Source organism: Streptomyces sp. NPDC001480, from assembly GCF_042894725.1.
Lineage (GTDB): Bacteria > Actinomycetota > Actinomycetes > Streptomycetales > Streptomycetaceae > Streptomyces.
Genome location: NZ_JBIAVX010000009.1, coordinates 349,159 through 368,834 on the forward strand (window position 1 = coordinate 349,159; position 19,676 = coordinate 368,834).

17 protein-coding genes and 1 pseudogene are annotated in these 19,676 nt (G+C 70.2%); 8 read left to right on the forward strand and 10 right to left on the reverse strand.

Annotation, left to right across the window (positions count from 1 at the left end; translation table 11 throughout):
* Complete coding sequence (locus ACFY01_RS24375) at positions 1 to 834, forward strand: carbohydrate ABC transporter permease (RefSeq protein ID WP_390737828.1); 834 nt, start codon at positions 1 to 3, stop codon at positions 832 to 834.
* Between the two features lie 319 nt (positions 835 to 1,153).
* Positions 1,154 to 1,780 carry a GntR family transcriptional regulator gene (locus ACFY01_RS24380; RefSeq protein WP_390737829.1) on the forward strand — a complete coding sequence of 209 codons (627 nt, stop codon included), beginning with the start codon at positions 1,154 to 1,156 and terminating at the stop codon, positions 1,778 to 1,780.
* Positions 1,781 to 1,870: 90 nt separating this feature from the next.
* On the opposite strand, the gene ACFY01_RS24385 is transcribed toward ACFY01_RS24380, so the two are convergent.
* Genes ACFY01_RS24385 through ACFY01_RS24395 form a run of 3 tightly spaced genes read right to left on the reverse strand, consistent with a single transcriptional unit; the run spans position 1,871 to position 4,418 of the window.
* Positions 1,871 to 2,224 carry a cupin domain-containing protein gene (locus tag ACFY01_RS24385; protein ID WP_390737830.1) on the reverse strand — a complete coding sequence of 118 codons (354 nt, stop codon included), beginning with the start codon at positions 2,222 to 2,224 and terminating at the stop codon, positions 1,871 to 1,873.
* The gene (locus ACFY01_RS24390) at positions 2,221 to 3,012 is read right to left on the reverse strand and encodes a carbon-nitrogen hydrolase family protein (RefSeq protein ID WP_390737831.1); all 792 of its coding nucleotides are present in this window, start codon (positions 3,010 to 3,012) and stop codon (positions 2,221 to 2,223) included. The genes ACFY01_RS24385 and ACFY01_RS24390 overlap by 4 nt, the downstream gene beginning before the upstream one ends.
* A 41-nt stretch (positions 3,013 to 3,053) precedes the next feature.
* Complete coding sequence (locus tag ACFY01_RS24395) at positions 3,054 to 4,418, reverse strand: MFS transporter (RefSeq protein WP_390737832.1); 1,365 nt, start codon at positions 4,416 to 4,418, stop codon at positions 3,054 to 3,056.
* 148 nt (positions 4,419 to 4,566) lie between these two features.
* Here ACFY01_RS24395 and ACFY01_RS24400 point away from each other — a divergent pair, with 148 nt between their 5' ends.
* Together ACFY01_RS24400 and ACFY01_RS24405 are read left to right on the forward strand one after the other, a co-directional pair.
* Complete coding sequence (locus tag ACFY01_RS24400) at positions 4,567 to 5,253, forward strand: DUF2848 domain-containing protein (protein WP_390737833.1); 687 nt, start codon at positions 4,567 to 4,569, stop codon at positions 5,251 to 5,253.
* A gap of 66 nt (positions 5,254 to 5,319) precedes the next feature.
* Positions 5,320 to 5,727, forward strand: a complete 408-nt coding sequence (locus ACFY01_RS24405) for a hypothetical protein (RefSeq protein ID WP_390737834.1) — start codon at positions 5,320 to 5,322, stop codon at positions 5,725 to 5,727.
* A gap of 17 nt (positions 5,728 to 5,744) precedes the next feature.
* Here ACFY01_RS24405 and ACFY01_RS24410 read toward each other — a convergent pair whose 3' ends face one another.
* The 6 genes and pseudogenes from ACFY01_RS24410 to ACFY01_RS24435 all read right to left on the reverse strand — a co-directional run bounded on the left by ACFY01_RS24410 (position 5,745) and on the right by ACFY01_RS24435 (position 10,741).
* The gene (locus tag ACFY01_RS24410) at positions 5,745 to 6,443 is read right to left on the reverse strand and encodes an aminoglycoside phosphotransferase family protein (RefSeq protein WP_390737835.1); all 699 of its coding nucleotides are present in this window, start codon (positions 6,441 to 6,443) and stop codon (positions 5,745 to 5,747) included.
* A gap of 30 nt (positions 6,444 to 6,473) precedes the next feature.
* Positions 6,474 to 6,623, reverse strand: coding sequence for a hypothetical protein (locus tag ACFY01_RS24415; protein WP_390737836.1), 150 nt, complete (start codon positions 6,621 to 6,623; stop codon positions 6,474 to 6,476).
* 111 nt (positions 6,624 to 6,734) lie between these two features.
* Positions 6,735 to 7,115, reverse strand: coding sequence for a hypothetical protein (locus tag ACFY01_RS24420; RefSeq protein ID WP_390737837.1), 381 nt, complete (start codon positions 7,113 to 7,115; stop codon positions 6,735 to 6,737).
* A gap of 72 nt (positions 7,116 to 7,187) precedes the next feature.
* Positions 7,188 to 8,864, reverse strand: a complete 1,677-nt coding sequence (locus tag ACFY01_RS24425) for an alkaline phosphatase family protein (RefSeq protein WP_390737838.1) — start codon at positions 8,862 to 8,864, stop codon at positions 7,188 to 7,190.
* A gap of 183 nt (positions 8,865 to 9,047) precedes the next feature.
* Positions 9,048 to 9,680 carry a glyoxalase gene (locus ACFY01_RS24430; protein WP_390737839.1) on the reverse strand — a complete coding sequence of 211 codons (633 nt, stop codon included), beginning with the start codon at positions 9,678 to 9,680 and terminating at the stop codon, positions 9,048 to 9,050.
* Positions 9,681 to 9,791: 111 nt separating this feature from the next.
* Positions 9,792 to 10,741, reverse strand: a pseudogene (locus ACFY01_RS24435) (NAD(P)/FAD-dependent oxidoreductase).
* Between ACFY01_RS24435 and ACFY01_RS24440 the strand changes: the two are divergent.
* Together ACFY01_RS24440 and ACFY01_RS24445 are read left to right on the forward strand one after the other, a co-directional pair.
* Complete coding sequence (locus ACFY01_RS24440) at positions 10,740 to 11,729, forward strand: magnesium and cobalt transport protein CorA (protein WP_390737840.1); 990 nt, start codon at positions 10,740 to 10,742, stop codon at positions 11,727 to 11,729. The pseudogene ACFY01_RS24435 and the gene ACFY01_RS24440 sit on opposite strands and share 2 nt — an antisense overlap.
* An 18-nt stretch (positions 11,730 to 11,747) precedes the next feature.
* Entirely contained in the window at positions 11,748 to 12,659 is a 912-nt protein-coding gene (locus ACFY01_RS24445) for an NAD-dependent protein deacetylase (protein ID WP_390737841.1), read from the forward strand.
* A 96-nt stretch (positions 12,660 to 12,755) separates the two neighbouring features.
* On the opposite strand, the gene ACFY01_RS24450 is transcribed toward ACFY01_RS24445, so the two are convergent.
* The gene (locus tag ACFY01_RS24450) at positions 12,756 to 14,612 is read right to left on the reverse strand and encodes a SpoIIE family protein phosphatase (RefSeq protein ID WP_390737842.1); all 1,857 of its coding nucleotides are present in this window, start codon (positions 14,610 to 14,612) and stop codon (positions 12,756 to 12,758) included.
* 282 nt (positions 14,613 to 14,894) lie between these two features.
* Between ACFY01_RS24450 and ACFY01_RS24455 the strand changes: the two genes are divergently transcribed.
* Together ACFY01_RS24455 and ACFY01_RS24460 are read left to right on the forward strand one after the other, a co-directional pair.
* Positions 14,895 to 19,082 (forward strand): HAMP domain-containing protein, encoded by a 4,188-nt coding sequence (locus ACFY01_RS24455; protein ID WP_390737843.1) that lies wholly within the window; start codon positions 14,895 to 14,897, stop codon positions 19,080 to 19,082.
* Positions 19,079 to 19,663, forward strand: a complete 585-nt coding sequence (locus ACFY01_RS24460; protein WP_390737844.1) for a two-component system response regulator — start codon at positions 19,079 to 19,081, stop codon at positions 19,661 to 19,663. Before ACFY01_RS24455 ends, ACFY01_RS24460 begins: the two co-directional genes overlap by 4 nt.
* Positions 19,664 to 19,676: the final 13 nt, after the last annotated feature.

Genomic DNA, 19,676 nt, shown 5'->3' on the forward strand with positions numbered 1-19,676 from the left:
GTGGAGGACGCCGTGGTACGTGTCGGGCGGGCCCTGCGGCTCGTCCTGCTGGTCGCACTGGCTCTGCTCTTCCTCATCCCTTTCTATCTCCTCGTCCGCAACGCGCTGTCGAGCGAGCAGGACATCACCTCACCGGAATGGACGCTTTTCCCCTCGGAGTTGAGGTGGGGGAACGTACGGGAGCTCTTCGACGACACCTCCGTCCCCTTCGCCCGCTCCCTGCTCAACTCCGCGCTGATCGCGGTCGCGACGACACTCGGCACGCTGCTGCTCGCCTCGCTCGCGGGGTACGGTCTCGCTCGCATCCCCTACCGGCACGCGAACAAGGTCTTCTACTCGGTCCTCGGCACCCTGATGGTTCCGGCCGCCGTCACCTTCGTCCCGAGCTTCGTACTCGTGTCGTCGCTGGGCTGGGTCTCGACCTTCCGGGGCCTGATCGTCCCGACGCTGTTCTCGGCCTTCGCCTGTTTCGTCTTCCGGCAGTACTTCCTGGGATTCCCAGCGGAGTTGGAGGACGCGGCACAGGTGGACGGGCTCGGCTACTGGCGGACGTACTGGCTCATCGTCGTACCGAACGCCCGGCCCGTCTTCGCCGCCGTCGGGACCATCGTGTTCATCGGCGCGTGGAACTCCTTCCTGTGGCCGCTGGTGATCGGGCAGGACCAGAACGCATGGACCGTGCAGGTGGCGCTGTCGTCCTTCACCACGTCGCAGGTCGTCAGGCTGCACGAGCTGTTCGTCGCGGCAGCCGTATCGATCCTGCCATTGCTGGTCGTGTTCCTGTGCTTCCAGCGGTGGATCGTGGCAGGGGTGGAACGGTCCGGGATCGATTGAGGCCCGCCGACGAGGCCTGAGCGACGGCCGGGCCCGGGCCGCGGGGCCACCCCTCGTCCGTGCGGCTCGCCTCTCCGCTCAGCCCCGCGCGCATGGCGAGCAGCCCGGCCTGTTCCCGGCTCTCGCAGTGCGGTTTCCGGGCGTTGCTCAGGCCGTCCGCCATCGCCGCGCAGGAAGCCATGGGCGCCGGCCCAAAGCGCCGACAGCAGGCGTGCCGCCCAGGAGCGGCCCGCTCCCGCAGACCGCGCATGAGACGCTCCCCGTGGAAGCTGCGTGGTAGCGTTTGTATACAAACTGTATGCGAAGTCTGGGGGTTGCCGTGACGTCCGGTCGGGAGAAGGCGTACGCGCATCTCAAGGACACGGTGCTGACGGATCCCGAGATGCAGGGGGCCTTCCTGTCTGAGCAGGAGCTCGCCGACCGGATCGGCGTCTCGCGCACACCGATCCGGGAGGCGCTGCTCCAGCTCGCGGCCGAGGGCCTGGTCGAGCTCGTGCCCAAGCGGGGAGCCCGGGTGGCACCGCTGACGGGACGGGAGATCCGCGAGCTGATGGAGCTGCGGGGCATCGTCGAGCGGTACGCCGCCCAGCAGCTCGTCGCCGGTGGCGGAGCACCAGTGGCGGAGCTGCGGTCCCTGCTCGAACGACAGCGCGAACTCACCGGCGCCGACCAGGCCCGGGAGTTCATCGCCGTGGATCACCGGTTCCACTCGGCACTGGTGTCCGCCGTGGGCAACTCCCTCCTGGACCGGCACTACGACGGCCTGCGAAGCCGCCAGGTCCGCACCGGAGTGGTGGCCCTGTTCAGCCGGCAGGGACGGCAGGAGGCCGTGCTGGACGAACACGAGGCGATCCTGGACGCCCTCGCCGCCGGTGACGCGCAGGCCGCGTGCGCCGCCATCGACTACCACCTGGAGTCGACGCTCAAGGTACTGCTCGCGGGCTAGGCGAGCCCGCGTCCGGCTGCTCGACCTCCGCACCGGATCCTGCCCTGCCGCAGTATCCGGGGGCCGGTGTCTCCTCCCGGCCCCCGTCGGTCACTGCCGGCCCGTCCCCGGATAGGTGATCACCAGCATGGTGACACCGTCCTGCGAGGTCCACGGGCCGTGCGGCATCCCGGGCGGGCGGCACGCGTACATGCCGGCGGTGAAGGTCCGGCCGAGCGTCAGGTCGTGCAGCGCTCCGTCGACGAGATAGACCTCTTCCCAGAAGTCGTGGCGTGCCACGCCCTGCGCCGAGGTGTCGGTGCCCGGCGCCCAGCGGACGAGCGCCGTGCGGCATCCGCCCTCGGGGTCGTCGGCAAGGACCCGCTCCTCGACGCCGGGACCGGCGCCCGCCGGGGTGCTCCACGGTCCGTCGGGGAGGTGGAACTCCAGCTCCGGTTTGCTCATCGCCACACCTCCGGTCGCCGGTTGGCCAGTACGGAGATCTTCTGCCGGACCGTGGCGACCTCGTCGACGTCGAGGTCGGCCAGCAGCAGGTCGGGCTCGGCGCCCAGGGCGTACCGGACCGTGCCGTCGGGTCCGACGACGCGGCTGTGCCCGATGCCCGTCGGCGCGGGGCCCGGCTCGGTGCCGGGGTCGGCCTGGCCGACGGCGGCGAGCCATAGGGTGGCGTCCAGAGCGCGGGCCTGGACCAGCAGATCCCACTGCTGGAGCTTGCCGGGTCCGGCGCCCCAGGAGGCGGCCAGCAGTGTGGCCACGGCCCCGGCGTCGGCGTGGGCCCGGAACAGCTCCGGGAAGCGGACGTCGTAGCAGGTGGCCAGGCCCAGCCGCACCCCGTCCACATCGATCACCGTCGAGGCGGAGCCGGCGGCGACGGTGTCGGACTCGCGGTAACCGAAGGCGTCGTAGAGGTGGATCTTGTCGTAGGACGCCTCGACCCCGGGCCCCGTGGCCAGCAGGGTGTTGGCCACCCGGCCCTCGGGAGCCGGGGTGAACATGCCGGCCACGACGACCGTGCCGGTGGCCCGGGCGATCTGCCGCACCCCGTCGGCCCACGGACCGTCCAAGGGCTCGGCGAGCGGTGCCAGTGGGGTGCCGAAGCAGGCCATCGACGCCTCCGGGAAGACGACGACGCGGGCTCCGGCGTCCGCGGCTCGCCGCGTCCACTCCTTGATGAGCTGGAGGTTCTTGTCGGGGTCGGGGCCGGTGGTGAGCTGGCTCAGGGCGATCCGCACGGTGCGGTTCCTCCTCGGGAGGTTCGGGGGGTCTGCAAGGGTCAGCGGGCCCGGGTGGCGTCCGCCGTGGTACGGGCCTTCGGCGCGGCCAGGTGGGTGTCCTCGTCGACGGCGGCTTCGGGGCCGCGGCCCAGGCAGACCCCGACGAGGGAGACGGCCGAGGCGAGGGCGGTGTACGCGGCCAGCGGCACCCAGCTGTCGTAGGCGCTCAGCAGACTGGTGAACAGCAGTGGTGCGACGGCGCCGCCGATGATCCCGGCCAGTGTGTAGGCCAGTGAGGACCCGGTGTAGCGCAGCCGGGGCGAGAACTGTTCGGCGATGAATGCGGCCTGCGGTCCGTACAGACAGCAGTGGATCACGAGGCCCACGACGACACCGGTGGCGAGCGGCAGCCAGGTGCCACCGCCGGCCAGCGGGAAGAACACGAAGGGCCATATGCCGGCGGCCACGGCGGCGCAGCCGGACAGCAGGCGGCGGTCGACCCGGTCGGAGAGGGCGCCGGCCAGCGGCATGAGGAAGACCTGGAGCGAGGAGCCGATGAGGACGGCCGCGAGGGCGGAGCCGCGCGACATGCCGAGTTCCTGGGTGGCGTACGTCAGGACGAACACGGTGAACATGGCGTAGAGCACGTCGGGGCCGACGCGGCAGAGGACCGCGGCGAGCAGGGCTCGCGGCTGCGTGGTCAGGACCTCCCGGATCGGCGCTTCGGGGCGTTGGTGCCCGGCCTGCATCGCCTTGAAGACCGGGGTCTCCTCCAGCTTCGCCCGGACCCACAGCCCGAACCCGACGAGCACCCCGGAGAGCAGGAAGGCGACGCGCCAGCCCCACGACTCGAACTGCGCATCGGTCAGCAGCGCGCCGAGGGCGGCCAGGACGCCGTTGGCCAGCAGGTTGCCGGCGGGTGGGCCGACCTGCGCGGCCGAGGCGTAGAAGCCGCGGCGGCGCGGGTCCCCGAACTCGCTGGACAGCAGCACGGCGCCGCCCCATTCGCCACCGACGCCGACGCCCTGGGCGAAGCGCAGCACGACCAGGGCGATCGGAGCGGCCACGCCGACCGTCGAGTACGCGGGCAGGACGCCGATCAGAAATGTGGCCGCGCCGATGAGGACCAGCGTGGCCATCAGCACCTTCTTGCGGCCGATCACATCGCCGAGGCGGCCGAAGACGATCCCGCCGAGCGGACGCGACACATAGCCGACCGCGTAGGTGGAGAACGCCAGGAGCGTGCCGGTGAGCGGGTTTTCCGACGGGAAGAACAGGTCGCCGAAGACCAGGGCGGCCGCGGCGGAGTAGACGGCGAAGTCGTACCACTCCAGGGCCGTGCCGGTCAGGCTCGCGGCGAAGGCCCGGCCGACGCCGGAGTGCCTGTCGGACGCCTTCGCGTCGTCCTTCGAGGTGTCGTGCATGGTTCCCATCCTTGCTCGGGGACATCGACCTTCTGGCATACTTCTTGTATACAGGTCGTATGCGCAAGCCCTGCGCGAGAACTCGACCGTGGAGACCGTGGAGAAATCCCGACCCGCGGTCCGTCCCCCGATCACTGGGAGTGCCCTCATGGCCGTGCTGACCTTCGAACTGCCCGACGGATCGACGCGCGAGGTCGACGTCGTCCAGGTCCTCAATGCCGGGTACGCCGGGCGCAGCCAGAAGGACGTCGCCGCGCACGTCGCGGAGCTTGCCGAGCTGGGCGTTCCCGGCCCGTCCGTGACACCGGCCCTCTACCCCGTCTCTCCCTATCTCGCACAGCAGACCGACCGGGTCCAGGCGCAGCACGGGCGCACCTCCGGCGAGGCGGAGTGGGCGCTGGTGGTGGCGGACGGCGGGGAGCTGCTGCTGACGGCAGCCTGCGACCACACCGACCGTGACCTGGAGGTGCACGGCGTGGCCTGGAGCAAGAACGCCGGCCCCGACGTCCTCGCCCGCCGCGCCTGGCGCCTGGCCGACGTGGAGTCCCGAATCGACGAACTCACCCTGCGTGCCTGGGTCACCCACGGTGAGACCCGGACCGAGATTCAGCACGGCACCCTCGCCGAACTCCTCACCCCCGCCTACTGGGTGGAGGTCCTGCGCTCACGCGGCGCACTCACCCCAGGCACGGTCCTGATCTCCGGCACCATCCCCATGGCCCCCGACGTCGATCAGTTCGCCGACGGCTGGAGCGTGGAACTGAACGACCCCGCCACCGGGGACGCCATCCGCCTCCACTACGACGTCCAGCCCATGCCGGCCCCCATCGGCTGACACGAGGGCAGACAGCCGTATCCGCCCGTGCCTTCGGCCAGCCCCGCGCTCGTCTAGGGTGGCGCGGTGGGGTTCGAGGTGCGGGAACGGTGGGGTGCGCAGCCGTCGTGGGCGAGATGGGTGCTCGCGGTGTACCTGATCGGTTTCACCGAGGGCACGGTCTCCCACATCGCAGACCTGGTCCGTGGCGGCGTCCACGCCTATGCGTCGTTCCATCAGGTCCCTGTGCAGGTGTTCCTCGTCAGCTTGGTGGTCCTCGATCCGCTGGCCGCGGTGCTGGTGGGGTTGGTGCGGCGGGAAGGGCTCTGGCTGGCAGGTGCGGTGATGGTGATGGACGTCAGCGCGAACTGGTGGGGCAACCGGCACTGGCTGCGGGATGATCCTCCGCAACTGCTCGGGCTGTTGCCCCTCACGCTCTTCGGCCTGTTCGTCGTTGCGTTCGCCGTCCCCTTGCACCGCACGTCCGCCCGGTAGGACCTGGAGGCCGACCGTTACTCCAGCACCGCGCGGAAGGCGCGCTCGCCGATGCCGCGCATCAGTGGGTCGTCCGCCGAGTGCGACAGGAAGGCCAAGGACAGGGCAAGCGCCCATCCACGGGCCCGCTCCCAGGTCGCGTCGTCCGCACGGCCATACGCCTGGCGTAGGGCAGCCCGCTGCTCGGCCGTGAAGAGCATCCAGGCCACGGACAGGTCGGTGGCGGGATCGCCGGAGGTGATGTCACCGAAGTCGATCACTGCGCTGATTCGGCCGCGGTCGATCACGAGGTTGGCCGGGTGCAGGTCCCCGTGCAGCCACACCGGCGGCCCGCTCCAGGCGGGCGTGGCGACAGCCGATTCCCAGACCCGCAGTGCGGTGGCACGGTCGGCCCGCTCGACGTGCGCCAGCCCGGTCAGGACGCCCTCGGCGCGTCCGGCCAGCGGAATCCCGCGAAACGGGTTGGCGGGCGCCTCCGAAGGGGCCGGGACGTGCAGGGCGTCCAGAAAACCGCCGAGCGCCGCCGCGGCCGACCAGGCGTCGTCGGGATCCGACCGCGCCGCGATCCGGCCCGGGAAGAACGGCACGACGCTCCAGGGCCACCGGTACTGAGCCGTCGGCCGCCCGACACGCACCGGCGCCGGCACGGGCAACGGCAGGCGGCCGGACAACTCCGGCAACCACCGCTGCTCGTGCGCGAGGAGCTCGGCAGCCATGGCGCGCCGCGGCAACCGGACGAGGAGCTCCTAGCCAAGCCGGCACACGAGGTTGTCCCAGCCGTTGGCCAGTACCTCGATCGGCAGGTCCGCCAAGTCGCGGTGCTGCTCGTCGAGTAGACGCCGCACCATGCCGACAGAAACCGAAACCTCCGCGGCGGGCATTCGGTGATCCGTCACAGCGAGAACTCTACGGCCGCGGCCCGGCGCCCGCCCTGGGGCTCGTGCGGGTTTCCACGGGCCCGGATCCTTCGGGCACGGCGAACGACAAGCCCGGCCGGTCCGGTTCCGTCAGTTTCCGCCTCTGGCGGTGTGGCTCCGCACCGCCAACCGGCGGCCGGTCGTCGCGTCGGTCACGGTCCTCGATCCGAGGGCCGCGTGCAGGGTCGCGCGGGCCGGCCCGCTGCGGGCGTCAGCCGGGCAGACGACGTCCGGGCCCGTCCGTGTGGTGACCTGAAGTGTGAGGTGGACCCGTGTGAGGGTCTCCGATGCCCGCAGGTGAGCGGGGCCGTCGCAGCCACCCGACTGCGCGATGACGGTGAGAGTGCGGTCGTCGCCGCTCACCGTGACCGTTTCGGTGATCGCCTCGTTCCTCGTGACGGTTTTCGCCCCCGAGGCTGTCGACACCGAACATCCCGTCAGGGCGACCAGGGCCGCGACGGTCACTGACACAGGGCGACGATCCAGCATGTAAGTCTTCACAGTAGGCCGACGCAGGCGGAAGCAGATTCGTTCGCGATGCTGTCAGCGAGTGGGCAGTGTCCGGGTGTGCTCGATGCGTACGGCGTCCAGGGCCTCGGGGTCGAGGCCGAGCAGCCGCAGGATCGTCGGGGCGATCTGCGTGGTCTCCACGGTGTCGTCGACGCGTGCGCCGTGCGGGGTGGCGGCGCCGGAGACGACGAGCGGGACGTCCAGGTCGTCGGCGTGGGCGCCGCCGTGTTCGGCGATCTTGCCCTTGCCGCCGGTGTAGACGACACCGTACTGGGCGATGCCGAACAGGTCGGGCACGCGTGAGTCGCCCGGGCGGACGTGGAAGTAGCGGGCGGCGCCGGCACCGGCGTACAGCTTGTCGAGACCGCTCGCGGTGAAAGGCTTGGCCTGGCCGTCGATGCCGTTGCCCTTGCCGGACCGGGCGAGCAGGTAGGCCTTGGCGAAGTCGGTGGCGGCCTTGGAACGGTCGGTGAGCCAGATGAGCATGGCGTCGTCGTCCACGGCGTGCGCGACCAGGTCACCGGCGCCCGGGTGAGCGGCCTTCCAGGCGGCGTCGAGGCCGTCCAGCAGAGGGCCGTCGTCGATGCGGGTCAGTGCCTTGGGGTCGGTCGGCGACTGGCCGTGCTTGGCCGACAGGACGACCGTCGTACTGTCGTCCAGGTGACGCTTGCGCAGTTCGGCGAGGAACTCACCGACCTCCTTGTCGACGAAGGCGAGGTTCTTCGCCAGCAGCGGACCGGGCACGCCCTTCGCCTGGTAACCGCCCGTCAGTCCGTCAGAGGTGGGCAGCTTCTGGGCGGTCGAGACGGACTGGAAGTTCATACCGAAGACCGCCGGGGTGCCGACCCCGTGGGTGCGGCTGTGGTCGAAGCCGTCGATCTCGTTGAGGACGGCCTGCGCCTTGTAGCCGTCGTACTGCTCGGTCGCGGCGTTGTCCTTCGTCCAGTCCGCGCCCGACGCGTAACCGATCGCCCGGCTGTTGATCTCGGGGGCGAACAGGTCCTGGATGCCGGTGCCGGACGGGCCGTTCAGGATCTCGTACGCGACGTGCTTGTCGGACCACGCGGTCCGCAGCCCGGCCCTCCGGGCCACGTCGAAGACCGTGTTCACCTTCAGGTACGAGTGCGGGAACACCGGCTTGCAGGTCTTCGGGTCGACCGGCAGCTTCGACGGGTCGATGAGGCTGCGGGCGTCGCCGGTCATGTCGAGGATGCTGCCGGGCAGGCCGCTCAGATTCTGGCCCGCGTCGAGGGAGTCCTTGTTCTTGTCGAGGTCCTCGGTGAGGTCGACCTCGGCGCCCCGCTCGGCGCCGGCGCCCCGCTCGGCGCCGGCGCAGGCGGTCGTACCGGCCGGGAGGAGGGCGGAGTCGTAGGTGTCGTCGTAGTAGACGCCCGTGGTGCCCGGGTTTCCCCCCGTCACCTGGCCGACCATGCCGGGAAACGAGTCGGAGGGGACGGTGGTTCTGGCGTGGGTGTACTCCACGCCGCCGGTGGTGAGCCGCGCGAGCGCTGACTGGGGGTGTCGGGCGATGTACCAGGCCAGGTCGGACTGGTGCAGGCCGTCGACGGACAGCAGCAGCACGTGCCGGGCGTCGGTGCGGGCGCGCGCCGATGCGGGCGCGGTGGCCGTCGCGGTGAGAGCACCCACGGCTGCGAGCGCGGCGGCCACTGCCGTGACGGCACGGGCGGAAGGCAGGGGACGGGGGGGCATGCGTTCTCCTCGGGCTGTGCTGGGGGCTTGAAGAAGCCGGTGAGCCGTTCACCCACATCCGAGGGTCGGAACGTGTACGGAAGCGGACTTCCGTACCGCGTCCTGCCAAAGAAACGCACGGGTGCACGCAAAAACCCCGAGATGCGTGCGGGCGGCGGTGTGCCGCCACCCGAGGAGTCGACGTCAAGCCGTGGCGGTCACCGGGACATTGGCCTCCCAGAGGAAGTCGTCCGGGTCGCTGCACGGGGCGGCGGCGCCGGTGAGCACGAGGCGGTGGGATCCGCTGCCCTCGGCGGGGACGCCCGCGTCCTTGGCGAGCGCGCGGCGCTTGTACAGAGCGAGCTTGACCTGGCCGGAGTCCGTGGCGAACTCCACGTACTTGCCGCCGAAGCTCTTGCCCACCCTCAGGCCCCGATCGGCGTAGAACTGCTTGCTGGCCTTGACGTCCTCGACGCCCAGCAGGAGCACGAGCTCCTCGAAGTCCCGGGTGACCGGGCCGGTGTCCTTCTTCGCCGATGTCGCGATCTTCACAATCGTGCCGTCCGGGGCCTGGACGACCCCGCCGTAGCCCCACAGCGACTTCGCGGCGGTCTTGAGGCTGGTGGCGCCGGCTTGGAGGGCAGCCTCGACGAGGGCATCGACATTGCCCGGCTGGGACACCACCAGCGACAGCGTGAACCCGCGGAATCCGGCCGTGCGTTCGTCGGATGCGCGCAGCCGCACGTGCGAGGAGTCCGGCCCGAGGACGGTGGAGTAGAAGCGGGTGGCAGCCGTGAGGTCGGCCACTTCCAAGGTGACGGCATCGATGGAGTTCATGCCTTCGACGGTAGTGACGGCCGGGTGCTCGGCGCTTCTCGAAAACTGACCGGTTCGTCGCCGCATGACACCGCCGCCTTGGTTGGTCAGGCTGCGCAGCGGCCTTGATGCTCACACTGTGCCCGGATCGGCCTGCCGGGCCAACCGCGCCGCGACCGCGCCCGCGTAAGGGCCGACCGTCAGACCGGACGCCCCGAGGCCGTTGACCACGATCAACCCGGCGACCTGCGGAACCGTGCCGAGCAGCGGCCGGGCGTCGGGTCCCACCGGGCGGAACCCGACGCGGGTCTCCACGTGCGTCGCGCCGGCCAGCCCGGGGGCCACGGACAGCGCTTCGCCGAGCACCTCCGCCATCCCGCCCACGGTCACCCGGTGGTCAAACCCGACGTCGTCCTCGCGGGTCGCGCCGATCACCGCAAGTGCATGATCTGGCCGCGCTGCGGCGCGACGCGGACCCGGACGCCGATCGGTTCGAGGAGTTGCGGCGACCAGGCACCGGCCGCCGCGATCACAGCGTTCGCGCCGACGAACACGTCGTCGACCCGTACTCCGCGGACCGCGCCGTCGGCGACGATCGCGGCCGTGCCCTCGGTGATCCGGGCGCGGCGCCGGACCGCGGCACGGCGCGTCGCGTCGCGTCGCGTCGCGGACGGAGCGTCCGTCCAGGCGCACCGTTCCGGGGATGTGGATCGCCGGTCCGTCGTGTGCAAGGAGGGGGAAGAGTTCGCGGGCCCGGCGAGCGCTGGCCAGCTCCACCTCGCCGGCCATCGGAGACTTGGCGGCGCGCTCGGCCACGCGCCGGAGCGCCTCGGTGGCCTCGGCCTCATCGACAAGGCGCAGCGAGCCGGTACTGAAGCACCGGCGATGCCGCCGCCGACGACCACCACTCGCATGACCTGCTCCTCCTGGTCCGACCGACTTCTTCGCACCGCACACAGCACACCGCACACCGCCCATGCGCCGCTGCACCCACGGTGCCAGCAGGTGCATGCCGGACTGGGCGGCGGGCTTTGCACTCCCGGAGGCATGGAATGCGGTGACGGAAGCATCCGAAAGGGCATGGAGTGTGCGATCTACCGGGAACAGACGGACGAGTGGGAACAGATCGACTGCCGGCAGGCGGACGCGGGATGTCAGGCGGCCCTGGACCGCCTCGCGGTGCTGAAGCCGGACGAGTTCGTCTGGATCCGCATGGACGAACCCCGTGAGGAGGAGTTGCGGCGGCTGGCCGAGTACCTGAAGCTGCATCCTCTTGCCGTCGAGGACGCGGTACAGGCCCACCAGCGGCCCAAACAGGAACGCTACGGCTACGTGCTCGCGGTAGCGGTGAAGACCCTGTGGTTCGTCGAGAAGACAGCGGATGTGGAAACCGGCGAAGTGATGATCTTCCTCGGTCCCTCCTTCGCGCTCACCGTGCGGCACGGGGCGAACGATCCCACGGTGGAGGCGGCGCGCCGGCTCGCGCGGCAGCCGGACATCGCACGCCTGGGGCCGGTCAGCGTCCTGCACGCGGTGACCGATGTGATCGTCGACGCCTACGCCGAGGCCGCCGCCGAAGTGCGGACGGACCTGACGGACCTGGAGCGGTGCGTGTTCTCACCCGCTCGCGATGACCTGACCGAGCAGATCTACTCGCTCAAACGAGAGGTGGTGGAGTTCCGCGACGCCATCCAGCCGCTGGTCCCGGTCATGCAGCCCTTCACCACGGCGCGGGACGACTGGCCGCAGCAGCTCGTGCCGTACTTCCGTGACGTCACCGACCACCTCAACCGCACCGACACCGAGGTCCGCGCCCTGGACGACCTGCTCGCCTCCGTGCTCGACGCTCATCTCGCCAAAGTGGGTACCTGGCAGAACGACGACATGCGCCGCATCAGCGCCTGGGCGGCCATCTTCGCGATCCCCACCATGGTCGCCGGGATCTACGGCATGAACTTCGCCCACATGCCCGAGCTGGACTGGCGCTACGGCTACCCGTGCGCGCTCGCCCTGATGGCCCTCGGGTCAGGCCTGTTGTACCGGGCGTTCCGCCGCAACGGCTGGCTGTGAGTTCCGTACCCTGGCGGCATGCGCATGCGCCCCACTTTGAGCTGGACCCCCACCGAGGACCTGCCTCCGGCCACCACGGATCTGCGGCCGGTCGCCGATGCGCTCAGCGGCGGCGGTGTGCTGGTGCTCAGTGGGGCCGGCATCTCCACGGAGTCGGGCATTCCCGACTACCGGGGTGAGGGCGGGAGCCTGAGCCGGCACACTCCGATGACCTACCAGGACTTCACCGCCGGCGCCCAGGCCCGGCGCCGGTACTGGGCGCGCAGCCACCTCGGCTGGCGCACCTTCGGCCGCGCCCGCCCCAATGCCGGGCACCGGGCCGTGGCCGCGTTCGGGCGGCACGGCCTGCTCTCGGGTGTGATCACCCAGAACGTCGACGGCCTGCACCAGGCCGCCGGCAGCGAGGGGGCCGTGGAACTCCACGGAAGCCTGGCCCGGGTCGTGTGCCTTTCCTGCGGCGCCCTCAGCCCGCGCCGGGAACTCGCCCGACGGCTGGAGGAGGCCAATGCGGGCTTCGAGCCGGTGGCCGCCGGCATCAACCCGGACGGTGACGCCGATCTCACCGACGAGCAGGTCGGGGACTTTCACGTGGTGCCCTGCACGGTCTGTGGCGGCATCCTCAAACCGGACGTGGTGTTCTTCGGTGAAGCCGTGCCGCCGCAGCGGGTCGAGCACTGCCGCCGGCTGGTCCGTGAGGCGACCTCGCTGTTGGTCCTGGGATCCTCGCTGACGGTGATGTCCGGGCTCCGGTTCGTCCGCCAGGCGGCCGAGGCGGGGAAGCCGGTACTGATCGTCAACCGGGACGCCACCCGGGGCGACCGGTACGCCCTCGCCCGGGCCGCGCTCCCGCTGGGAACGGCCCTCACCGCCGTGGCCGACCGGCTGGGTGTCCCCGTCGACGGCCGGACGGCTGGCCGGGCAAGCGGGTGACGGTGACGGGACGTCCGACCTCGAGGTGACTTGCTCCGTCACGGCACGGGCGCCCGTCGTCGCGCGCGCGGGGGCCCGCAAGGCGGATCGGCGGTGTCAGGTGGTCCGGCCGTCCCGGAGCGCGGTCGCCGCCGTTTCCGCATCCGCCGTGCTCGCCTGTGCCGGCGCTGCCTCCAGCACCAGTACGGCGAGGTCGTCGTCGATCGGCTCGGTGCTGAAGTCGTGGGCGGCTTGCCGAACTCGTTCGGCCACGGCCTTCGCGCCGAGTCCCAGGCATCCCCGAAGCACCTTCGCCAGGCCGTCGTCGTCGTCCAACTGCCTTGTGCCTCTGCGGCGTTCGGTCACACCGTCGGTCACGCACAGCAGCGTCTCACCGGGCGCGAGGGTGAAGGAGTTGGCGTGGAACTGCGCATGCTCATCGATGCCGAGCAGTATCTGCGAGTCCGCGGCCGGGGTCACCTCCCCGTCCGTCGACAGTCGCAACGGCGGCGGGTGCCCGGCGCTGGCTATTATGCAACGTGCGCCGCCGGTGACCAGGTCGGGCTCCAACTCCCCGTACAGCAGGCTCAGGAAGCGGGAGCCTTCCCGCTCGCCGTGGAACGCCACGGCTTCGGCGGCCTCCTCCGCCATGGCGACATTCAGCCGGTTGAGCAGGGACGCGATCCCGTGGCCTTCACGTGCCAGCAGCCGTACGAGGTGCCGGGCCAGGCCGGTGACGGACATCGCCTCCAGATCGTGGCCGCACACGTCGCCGAGCAGGAAGCACCACCGGCGGTCCCCCATCGGGAACAGGTCGTAGAAGTCCCCGCCGACGGTCTGGTCCTCACCGCAGGGCTCGTAGACGATCGCCGTGTCGATGCCGGGAATGATGGCGAGGGACGGGGGGAGTTGCCGGCGCTGGAGCATCCGGCTGATGCTCGCCTGCCGCGTGTAGTGCCGGGCGATGACCACCGCCTGGGCCACGCGTCGGGCCACGTTCTCCGCGAGCCGTACGACGGCGTCGGTGAGTTGGGGCAATCCTGCCTGGCCGATCAGGAGCGTGCCCTGGCACCGGCCTCCCGAGACGAGTGTGAACGCCAGCGCCGAACCACCCGTGTTCTCGGCACCTTCGCACTCGGGCCAGGGCCATGGGACACCGGTCGTGCTCAGCCTGACTGACGGACGGTCCTTCTCCAGTGCCAGGCGGAGTGTGCGGATCTGCCGCTCGTCCTTGTGCCAGACATGGGAGAGCCGCATCTCGGCGTCGTCCGTGGTCAGCCACACGCCGCACCAGTCGGCGAGCCTGGGGACAAGGAGCTGTCCGGCGAGCGACGCGACCATGTCGTCGTCCGTCTGTCCGGCGAGGAGCTCTCCGGCCTCGGCGAGGAACGACTGCCCTTCGCGCTCGGCCCACTCGACGCTGCGGCCCCGGCGGTCGCGTGGCAGGAGGGGCTCGGGGACCGGCAGGCGGCGGACGGTCTCGGCGAGGGAGTCGGCGACGCCTTGCTCTTTGATGGCGAGCGGGGGCACCATCGCGCATTCCAGACGGAACCAGGCCGTCTTCCCGGTGCGCCGGTAGGTCGCGCCCCAGGACTCGGCGAGTGCGCGCATCAACTGCCGCCCATAACCGCGCACTTGGCTCTCCACACCTGTCCCGCTGCCACGGGAGCCGGTGGGATCGCCCTCCGACACCTCGACCACGAGACCCGCGCACCCGGCCTCACCCTGCGTGTGATCCGCCGGGGAGCCATGGCCGGCGTCGAGGCGGCAGGCCACCTCGACCTCGGATCCTGCGTGAGAGGCCGCGCTGGTGACCAGCTCACTGACGAGGAGCACGGCGTCGTCGACGAGCCGGTCGTTGATCACCGGTGTCCCGGGGAAGAGCGGGGCGGTCCGCTCGGCGAGCACGGCACGCACAAACCTGCGCGCGGCCGAGGCTGCGAGCGCGTCGGCGGGGATACGCGTCCGCGCCACGGCTGCGCGCGGATCAAGGGACCGCCCCACTGGTGGCTCCCGGCCAAACTCGCTGTCGACACGCACAGGACGAAATGTACTCTAAGCGGAGCAATCGCACTTTTTCCTGTCAGGGAATGGGGCGCCATGGGATCTGCCACCCAGCCTGAACTCACCTCTCTTCAGCCCGAGCTCCCCGGGCAGGGGCCCCCTGACGCCACGCCTGGACCAACAGGCCGGCTATCCCCCGGCCCCGACGGCGAGTGGGTGAGGGTGGCGGAATTGCGCCCGCTGTTCGCGGCCATGACTTCCCTTTGCGACGGGGACTTCACCGTACGCATAGGTAATCTGCCCGAAGGGCTCCCCGCCGAGATCGCGGGGGTGTTCAACCAGATCATCACGCGGAACGCGCATCTGGCCGCCGAGCTCGAGCGAGTGCGCCGGGAGGTGGTCCGGCAGGGGCGGCTGGACGAGCGACTCGCGGCCAGTCCCGGCCAGGGGGAATGGGCGACGAGCGTGGAAGCGGCCAACACGCTCCTGGAAGCGCTGGCCGTCCCGGTCGTGAACGCCACGCGCGTGCTGGATGCCGTCGCTGACGGTGATCTGACGCAGCGCGCCGAGTTGCACGACGGCAAGCGCCAGCTCCGCGGCGATCTACGGCGACTGGGGCGCGGGGTGAATCGCATGGTGGAGCAGCTGTCGCTCTTCACCGGCGAGCTGACCCGGGTCGCCCGGGAGGTCGGTACCGACGGTCGTCTCGGCGGGCGTGCCACGGTGCAGGGCCTGGCCGGCGACTGGCGCTACGTGACCGAGGCCGTCAACACGATGGCCTCCCGGCTGACCGCGCAGGTACGCGACATCGCGGTGGTGACCACGGCGGTCGCGCGCGGCGATCTCACCCGCACGGTGACGGTCGAGGCGACCGGCGAGCTGCTGGAGCTGAAGCTCACCGTGAACACCATGGTGGACCAGCTGCGCGCGTTCGCCGACGAGGTCACCCGGGTCTCCCGCGAGGTCGGCACGGAAGGGCAGCTGGGCGGCCGGGCACAGGTGCCGGGCGTCTCCGGGGTGTGGAAGGACCTCACCGACAACGTCAACTTCATGGCGTCGAACCTGACCTCGCAGGTCCGCAACATCGCCCAGGTGACCACGGCGGTCGCCACCGGCGACCTGAGCCAGAAGATCACGGTGGACGCCCGGGGTGAGATCCTCCAGCTCAAGAACACCGTGAACACGATGGTCGACCAGTTGTCGGCGTTCGCGGACGAGGTCACCCGGGTCGCCCGCGAGGTCGGCACGGAAGGGCAGCTGGGCGGCCGGGCGCAGGTCCGCGGGGTGTCCGGGGTGTGGAAGGACCTCACGGAGAACGTCAACTTCATGGCGGACAACCTCACCTCGCAGGTGCGCAACATCGCGCAGGTCGCCACCGCGGTCGCCCAGGGCGACCTGGGCAAGACGATCACGGTGGAGGCGAAGGGCGAGATCCTGGAACTGAAGTCCACGATCAACACGATGGTCGACCAGCTGTCGGCGTTCGCGGACGAGGTCACCCGGGTCGCCCGCGAGGTCGGGACCGAAGGCAACCTGGGCGGACAGGCGCAGGTCCGCGGCGTCTCGGGGGTGTGGAAGGAGCTGACGGACAACGTCAACTTCATGGCGTCGAACCTGACCTCACAGGTCCGCAACATCGCCCAGGTGACCACGTCGGTCGCCAACGGCGACCTCTCGAAGAAGATCACGGTCGATGCGCGCGGCGAGATCCTTCAGCTGAAGGAGACCGTGAACACGATGGTCGAGCAGCTGCGCGCGTTCGCCGACGAGGTCACCCGGGTGTCCCGCGAGGTCGGCACGGAGGGGCGGCTGGGCGGCCGGGCGCGGGTCCGCGGAGTGTCGGGGGTGTGGAAGGACCTCACGGACAACGTCAACTTCATGGCGGACAACCTCACCTCGCAGGTGCGCAACATCGCCCAGATCGCCACGGCCGTCGCCCAGGGCGACCTGTCGAAGAAGATCGACGTGGACGCGCGCGGCGAGATCCTGGAGCTGAAGACCACCATCAACACGATGGTCGACACGCTCTCCTCGTTCTCGTCCGAGGTCACCCGTGTCGCCCGGGAGGTCGGCAGCGAGGGGCAGCTGGGTGGTCAGGCCCGGGTGGAGGGCGTCTACGGGACGTGGAAGCGGCTGACCACCAACGTCAACGAGCTGGCCCTGAACCTCACCACCCAGGTCCGTGCGATCGCGGAGGTGGCCAGCGCGGTCACCCAGGGCGACATGTCCCGCGCCATCACGGTCGAGGCACAGGGTGAGGTTGCCGAACTGAAGAACAACATCAACCTCATGGTCTCCAACCTCCGCGAGACCACCCGTGCCAAGGACTGGCTGGAGTCCAACCTCACCCGCATGGCCGCCCTCATGCAGGGCCACCGTGACCTGGTGGAGGTCGCCGACCTGATCCTGCGCGAACTGACTCCACTGGTGAACGCGCAGTTCGGTGCGTTCTTCCTGGCCGAAGGAGGGGCGCCTCCCGGCGAGGGCCTCCAGTTCATCGCCGGGTACGGCGCGGACCAGGCCGGCGGGGGCAGCCCGCTCCCCGGCACCGGCACTCCGGGCCGCGGACTGATCGCACAGGCCGCGCAGGAGAAGCAGCGCATCCTCATCATGGATGTGCCGCCCAACTACATCACCATCAACTCCGGGCTCGGCACGGCCTATCCGGCCAGCATCGTCATCCTGCCCATCCTCTTCGAGGACCAGGTGCTCGGAGTGATCGAGCTGGCCTCGCTCAGCAGGTTCAGCGATGTGCACCTGGCCTTCATCGACCAGTTCGCCAACACGATCGGCGTCTCGATCAACACGATCATCGCCAACTCGCGCACGGAGTCCCTGCTGTCGCAGTCCCAGCGGCTCACCTCCGAGTTGCGCGAGCGGTCGGACGAGCTCCAGCGTTCCAACGCCGAGCTGGAGGACAAGGCAGCCCTGCTCGCGACCGCCTCGCAGTACAAGTCGGAGTTCCTCGCGAACATGTCGCACGAGCTGCGCACGCCGCTCAACTCGCTGCTGATCCTCGCCCGGTTGCTCGCCGACAACCCCGACGGGCACCTGGCCGAACAGGAGGTGCAGTTCGCGACCACCATCTACCGCTCGGGTTCGGATCTGCTGCAGTTGATCAGCGACATCCTCGACCTGTCGAAGATCGAGGCCGGGCGGATGGACGTGCATCCGAAGACGCTCCCGCTGATCAAGCTGCTCGACTACGTCCACGCCACGTTCCGGCCGCTCACCATCGACCGCGGTCTGGGCTTCGAGATCGCGGTCGACAAGGACGTGCCGTGCGAGCTGTACTCCGACGAGCAGCGAATCCAGCAGGTACTGCGCAACCTGCTGTCCAACGCGGTGAAGTTCACCCACTCCGGCAGCGTGGAGTTGCACGTCAACCGGGCGCCGGGGGAACAGTTCGCCGAGGAGACGCTCAAGAACGCGGAAGCCGTCATCGCGTTCTCCGTGAAGGACACCGGGATCGGAATAGCCTCCGAGAAGCTCCCGATCATCTTCGAGGCGTTCCAGCAGTCCGAAGGCACCACCAACCGCAAGTACGGCGGCACCGGTCTCGGCCTGTCCATCAGCCGGGAGCTCGCCGGGATGCTGGGCGGGAAGATCGTCGCCGAGAGCGAGCCGGGCGTCGGATCCCGGTTCACCCTCTACATTCCCTCGCACCACCCCGGAGCCGCCGCTGCGAAGGGCCCGGAGGAGCTGTGCCCGGCGGACGTGCGCACCGTCGGCCTCCCGCCCGCGCTGCCCGCCGAGACCCGGGCACCGACGGCGGCCGCCGAGGATGCATCCCCTGGACACACGCTCGACAATGCCGGGCACCTCGGCGCGGACGTCCTGGTTCCGGCCCGCCTCACGGACGACACGGGCGACAGGGCGACCGCGGGGAGCGCGGACGGGCGCGAGGACACCTGGCCGGAGACCACGCGGCTCAAGGAATGGCTCAGCGGACGCCCCGGTCGTGTCCTGGCAGGCCGCCGCATCCTCATCGTCGACGACGACATCCGCAACGTCTTCGCCCTCACTCATGTACTGGGGCGAGTCGGCATCAAGGTGAAGTACGCGGAGAACGGCCGGGAGGGCCTCGAGGTCCTGGAGCGGTGCCCTGATGTGTCCCTGATCCTCATGGACATCATGATGCCCGAGATGGACGGATACGAGACCATCCGCGCCATACGGGGCGCCTCTCGTCTCGCTCACCTGCCGATCATCGCGCTCACCGCCAAGGCGATGCCGGGAGACCGCGACAAGGCGATCGACAGCGGCGCCAACGAGTACGTGCCCAAGCCCATGAACGTCGACCGCCTGCTGTCGGTCATCTGCGACCTGCTCGACCCGCAGAATGACTCCCCGGCCCCGGCGCAGGGCCACGACGCCACCGATGACCCCTCGGGCGTGGACCACAACAGTGCCGACGATCCGCCGGGGAACGCGCCATGAACACCAATCCGTCCGACCAGTGCAGCATCCTCGTCGTCGACGACATGGAGGAGAACCTCATCGCGTTCGAGGCCGTACTCGGCCCGCTGCACCAACACGTGGTCCGCGCGCGTTCAGGGGAACAAGCGCTGAAGGCGATACTGCGCCAGGAGTTCGCCGTCATCCTCCTGGACGTTCGGATGCCCGGCATGGACGGCTTCGAGACCGCCGCCAACATCAAACGCCTCGACCAGACCAAGGACGTGCCCATCATTCTCGTCTCCGGAACCGACGCCGGCACGGACTACGCCTACCGGGGATACGCGATCGGCGCCGCCGACTTCATCACCAAGCCCATCGATCCGTGGGTGCTGCGCACCAAAGTCAACGTCTTTCTCGATCTGCACCGCAAGAACCGCCAGTTGGCGATGCACGACGGAGTAGGAGACGCCGACCGGCTCACGGAGATCACCGAGCGGCTGGCCCAGATCAAGCTGCTGCTGCGCAGCCGGCCCGCGACCGACACGGCCGGCCTCGCCGACCGCATCTCGGAGGTGGAGCGCGCGGTGGGGGCCCTCCTGCCACGCATCAGCAGCACCTGATCGGCTCAGGTCG

Bases quoted from the DNA above. Each gene is read 5' to 3' on its own strand.
- ACFY01_RS24385 (WP_390737830.1), bottom strand. From the start codon at position 2,224: ATGAGCAAACCGGAGCTGGAGTTCCACCTCCCCGACGGACCGTGGAGC.
- ACFY01_RS24395 (WP_390737832.1), bottom strand. From the start codon at position 4,418: ATGCACGACACCTCGAAGGACGACGCGAAGGCGTCCGACAGGCACTCC.
- ACFY01_RS24400 (WP_390737833.1), top strand. From the start codon at position 4,567: ATGGCCGTGCTGACCTTCGAACTGCCCGACGGATCGACGCGCGAGGTC.
- ACFY01_RS24410 (WP_390737835.1), bottom strand. From the start codon at position 6,443: ATGGCTGCCGAGCTCCTCGCGCACGAGCAGCGGTGGTTGCCGGAGTTG.
- ACFY01_RS24425 (WP_390737838.1), bottom strand. From the start codon at position 8,864: ATGCCCCCCCGTCCCCTGCCTTCCGCCCGTGCCGTCACGGCAGTGGCC.
- ACFY01_RS24430 (WP_390737839.1), bottom strand. From the start codon at position 9,680: ATGAACTCCATCGATGCCGTCACCTTGGAAGTGGCCGACCTCACGGCT.
- ACFY01_RS24440 (WP_390737840.1), top strand. From the start codon at position 10,740: ATGGAGTGTGCGATCTACCGGGAACAGACGGACGAGTGGGAACAGATC.
- ACFY01_RS24445 (WP_390737841.1), top strand. From the start codon at position 11,748: ATGCGCATGCGCCCCACTTTGAGCTGGACCCCCACCGAGGACCTGCCT.
- ACFY01_RS24455 (WP_390737843.1), top strand. From the start codon at position 14,895: ATGACTTCCCTTTGCGACGGGGACTTCACCGTACGCATAGGTAATCTG.
- ACFY01_RS24460 (WP_390737844.1), top strand. From the start codon at position 19,079: ATGAACACCAATCCGTCCGACCAGTGCAGCATCCTCGTCGTCGACGAC.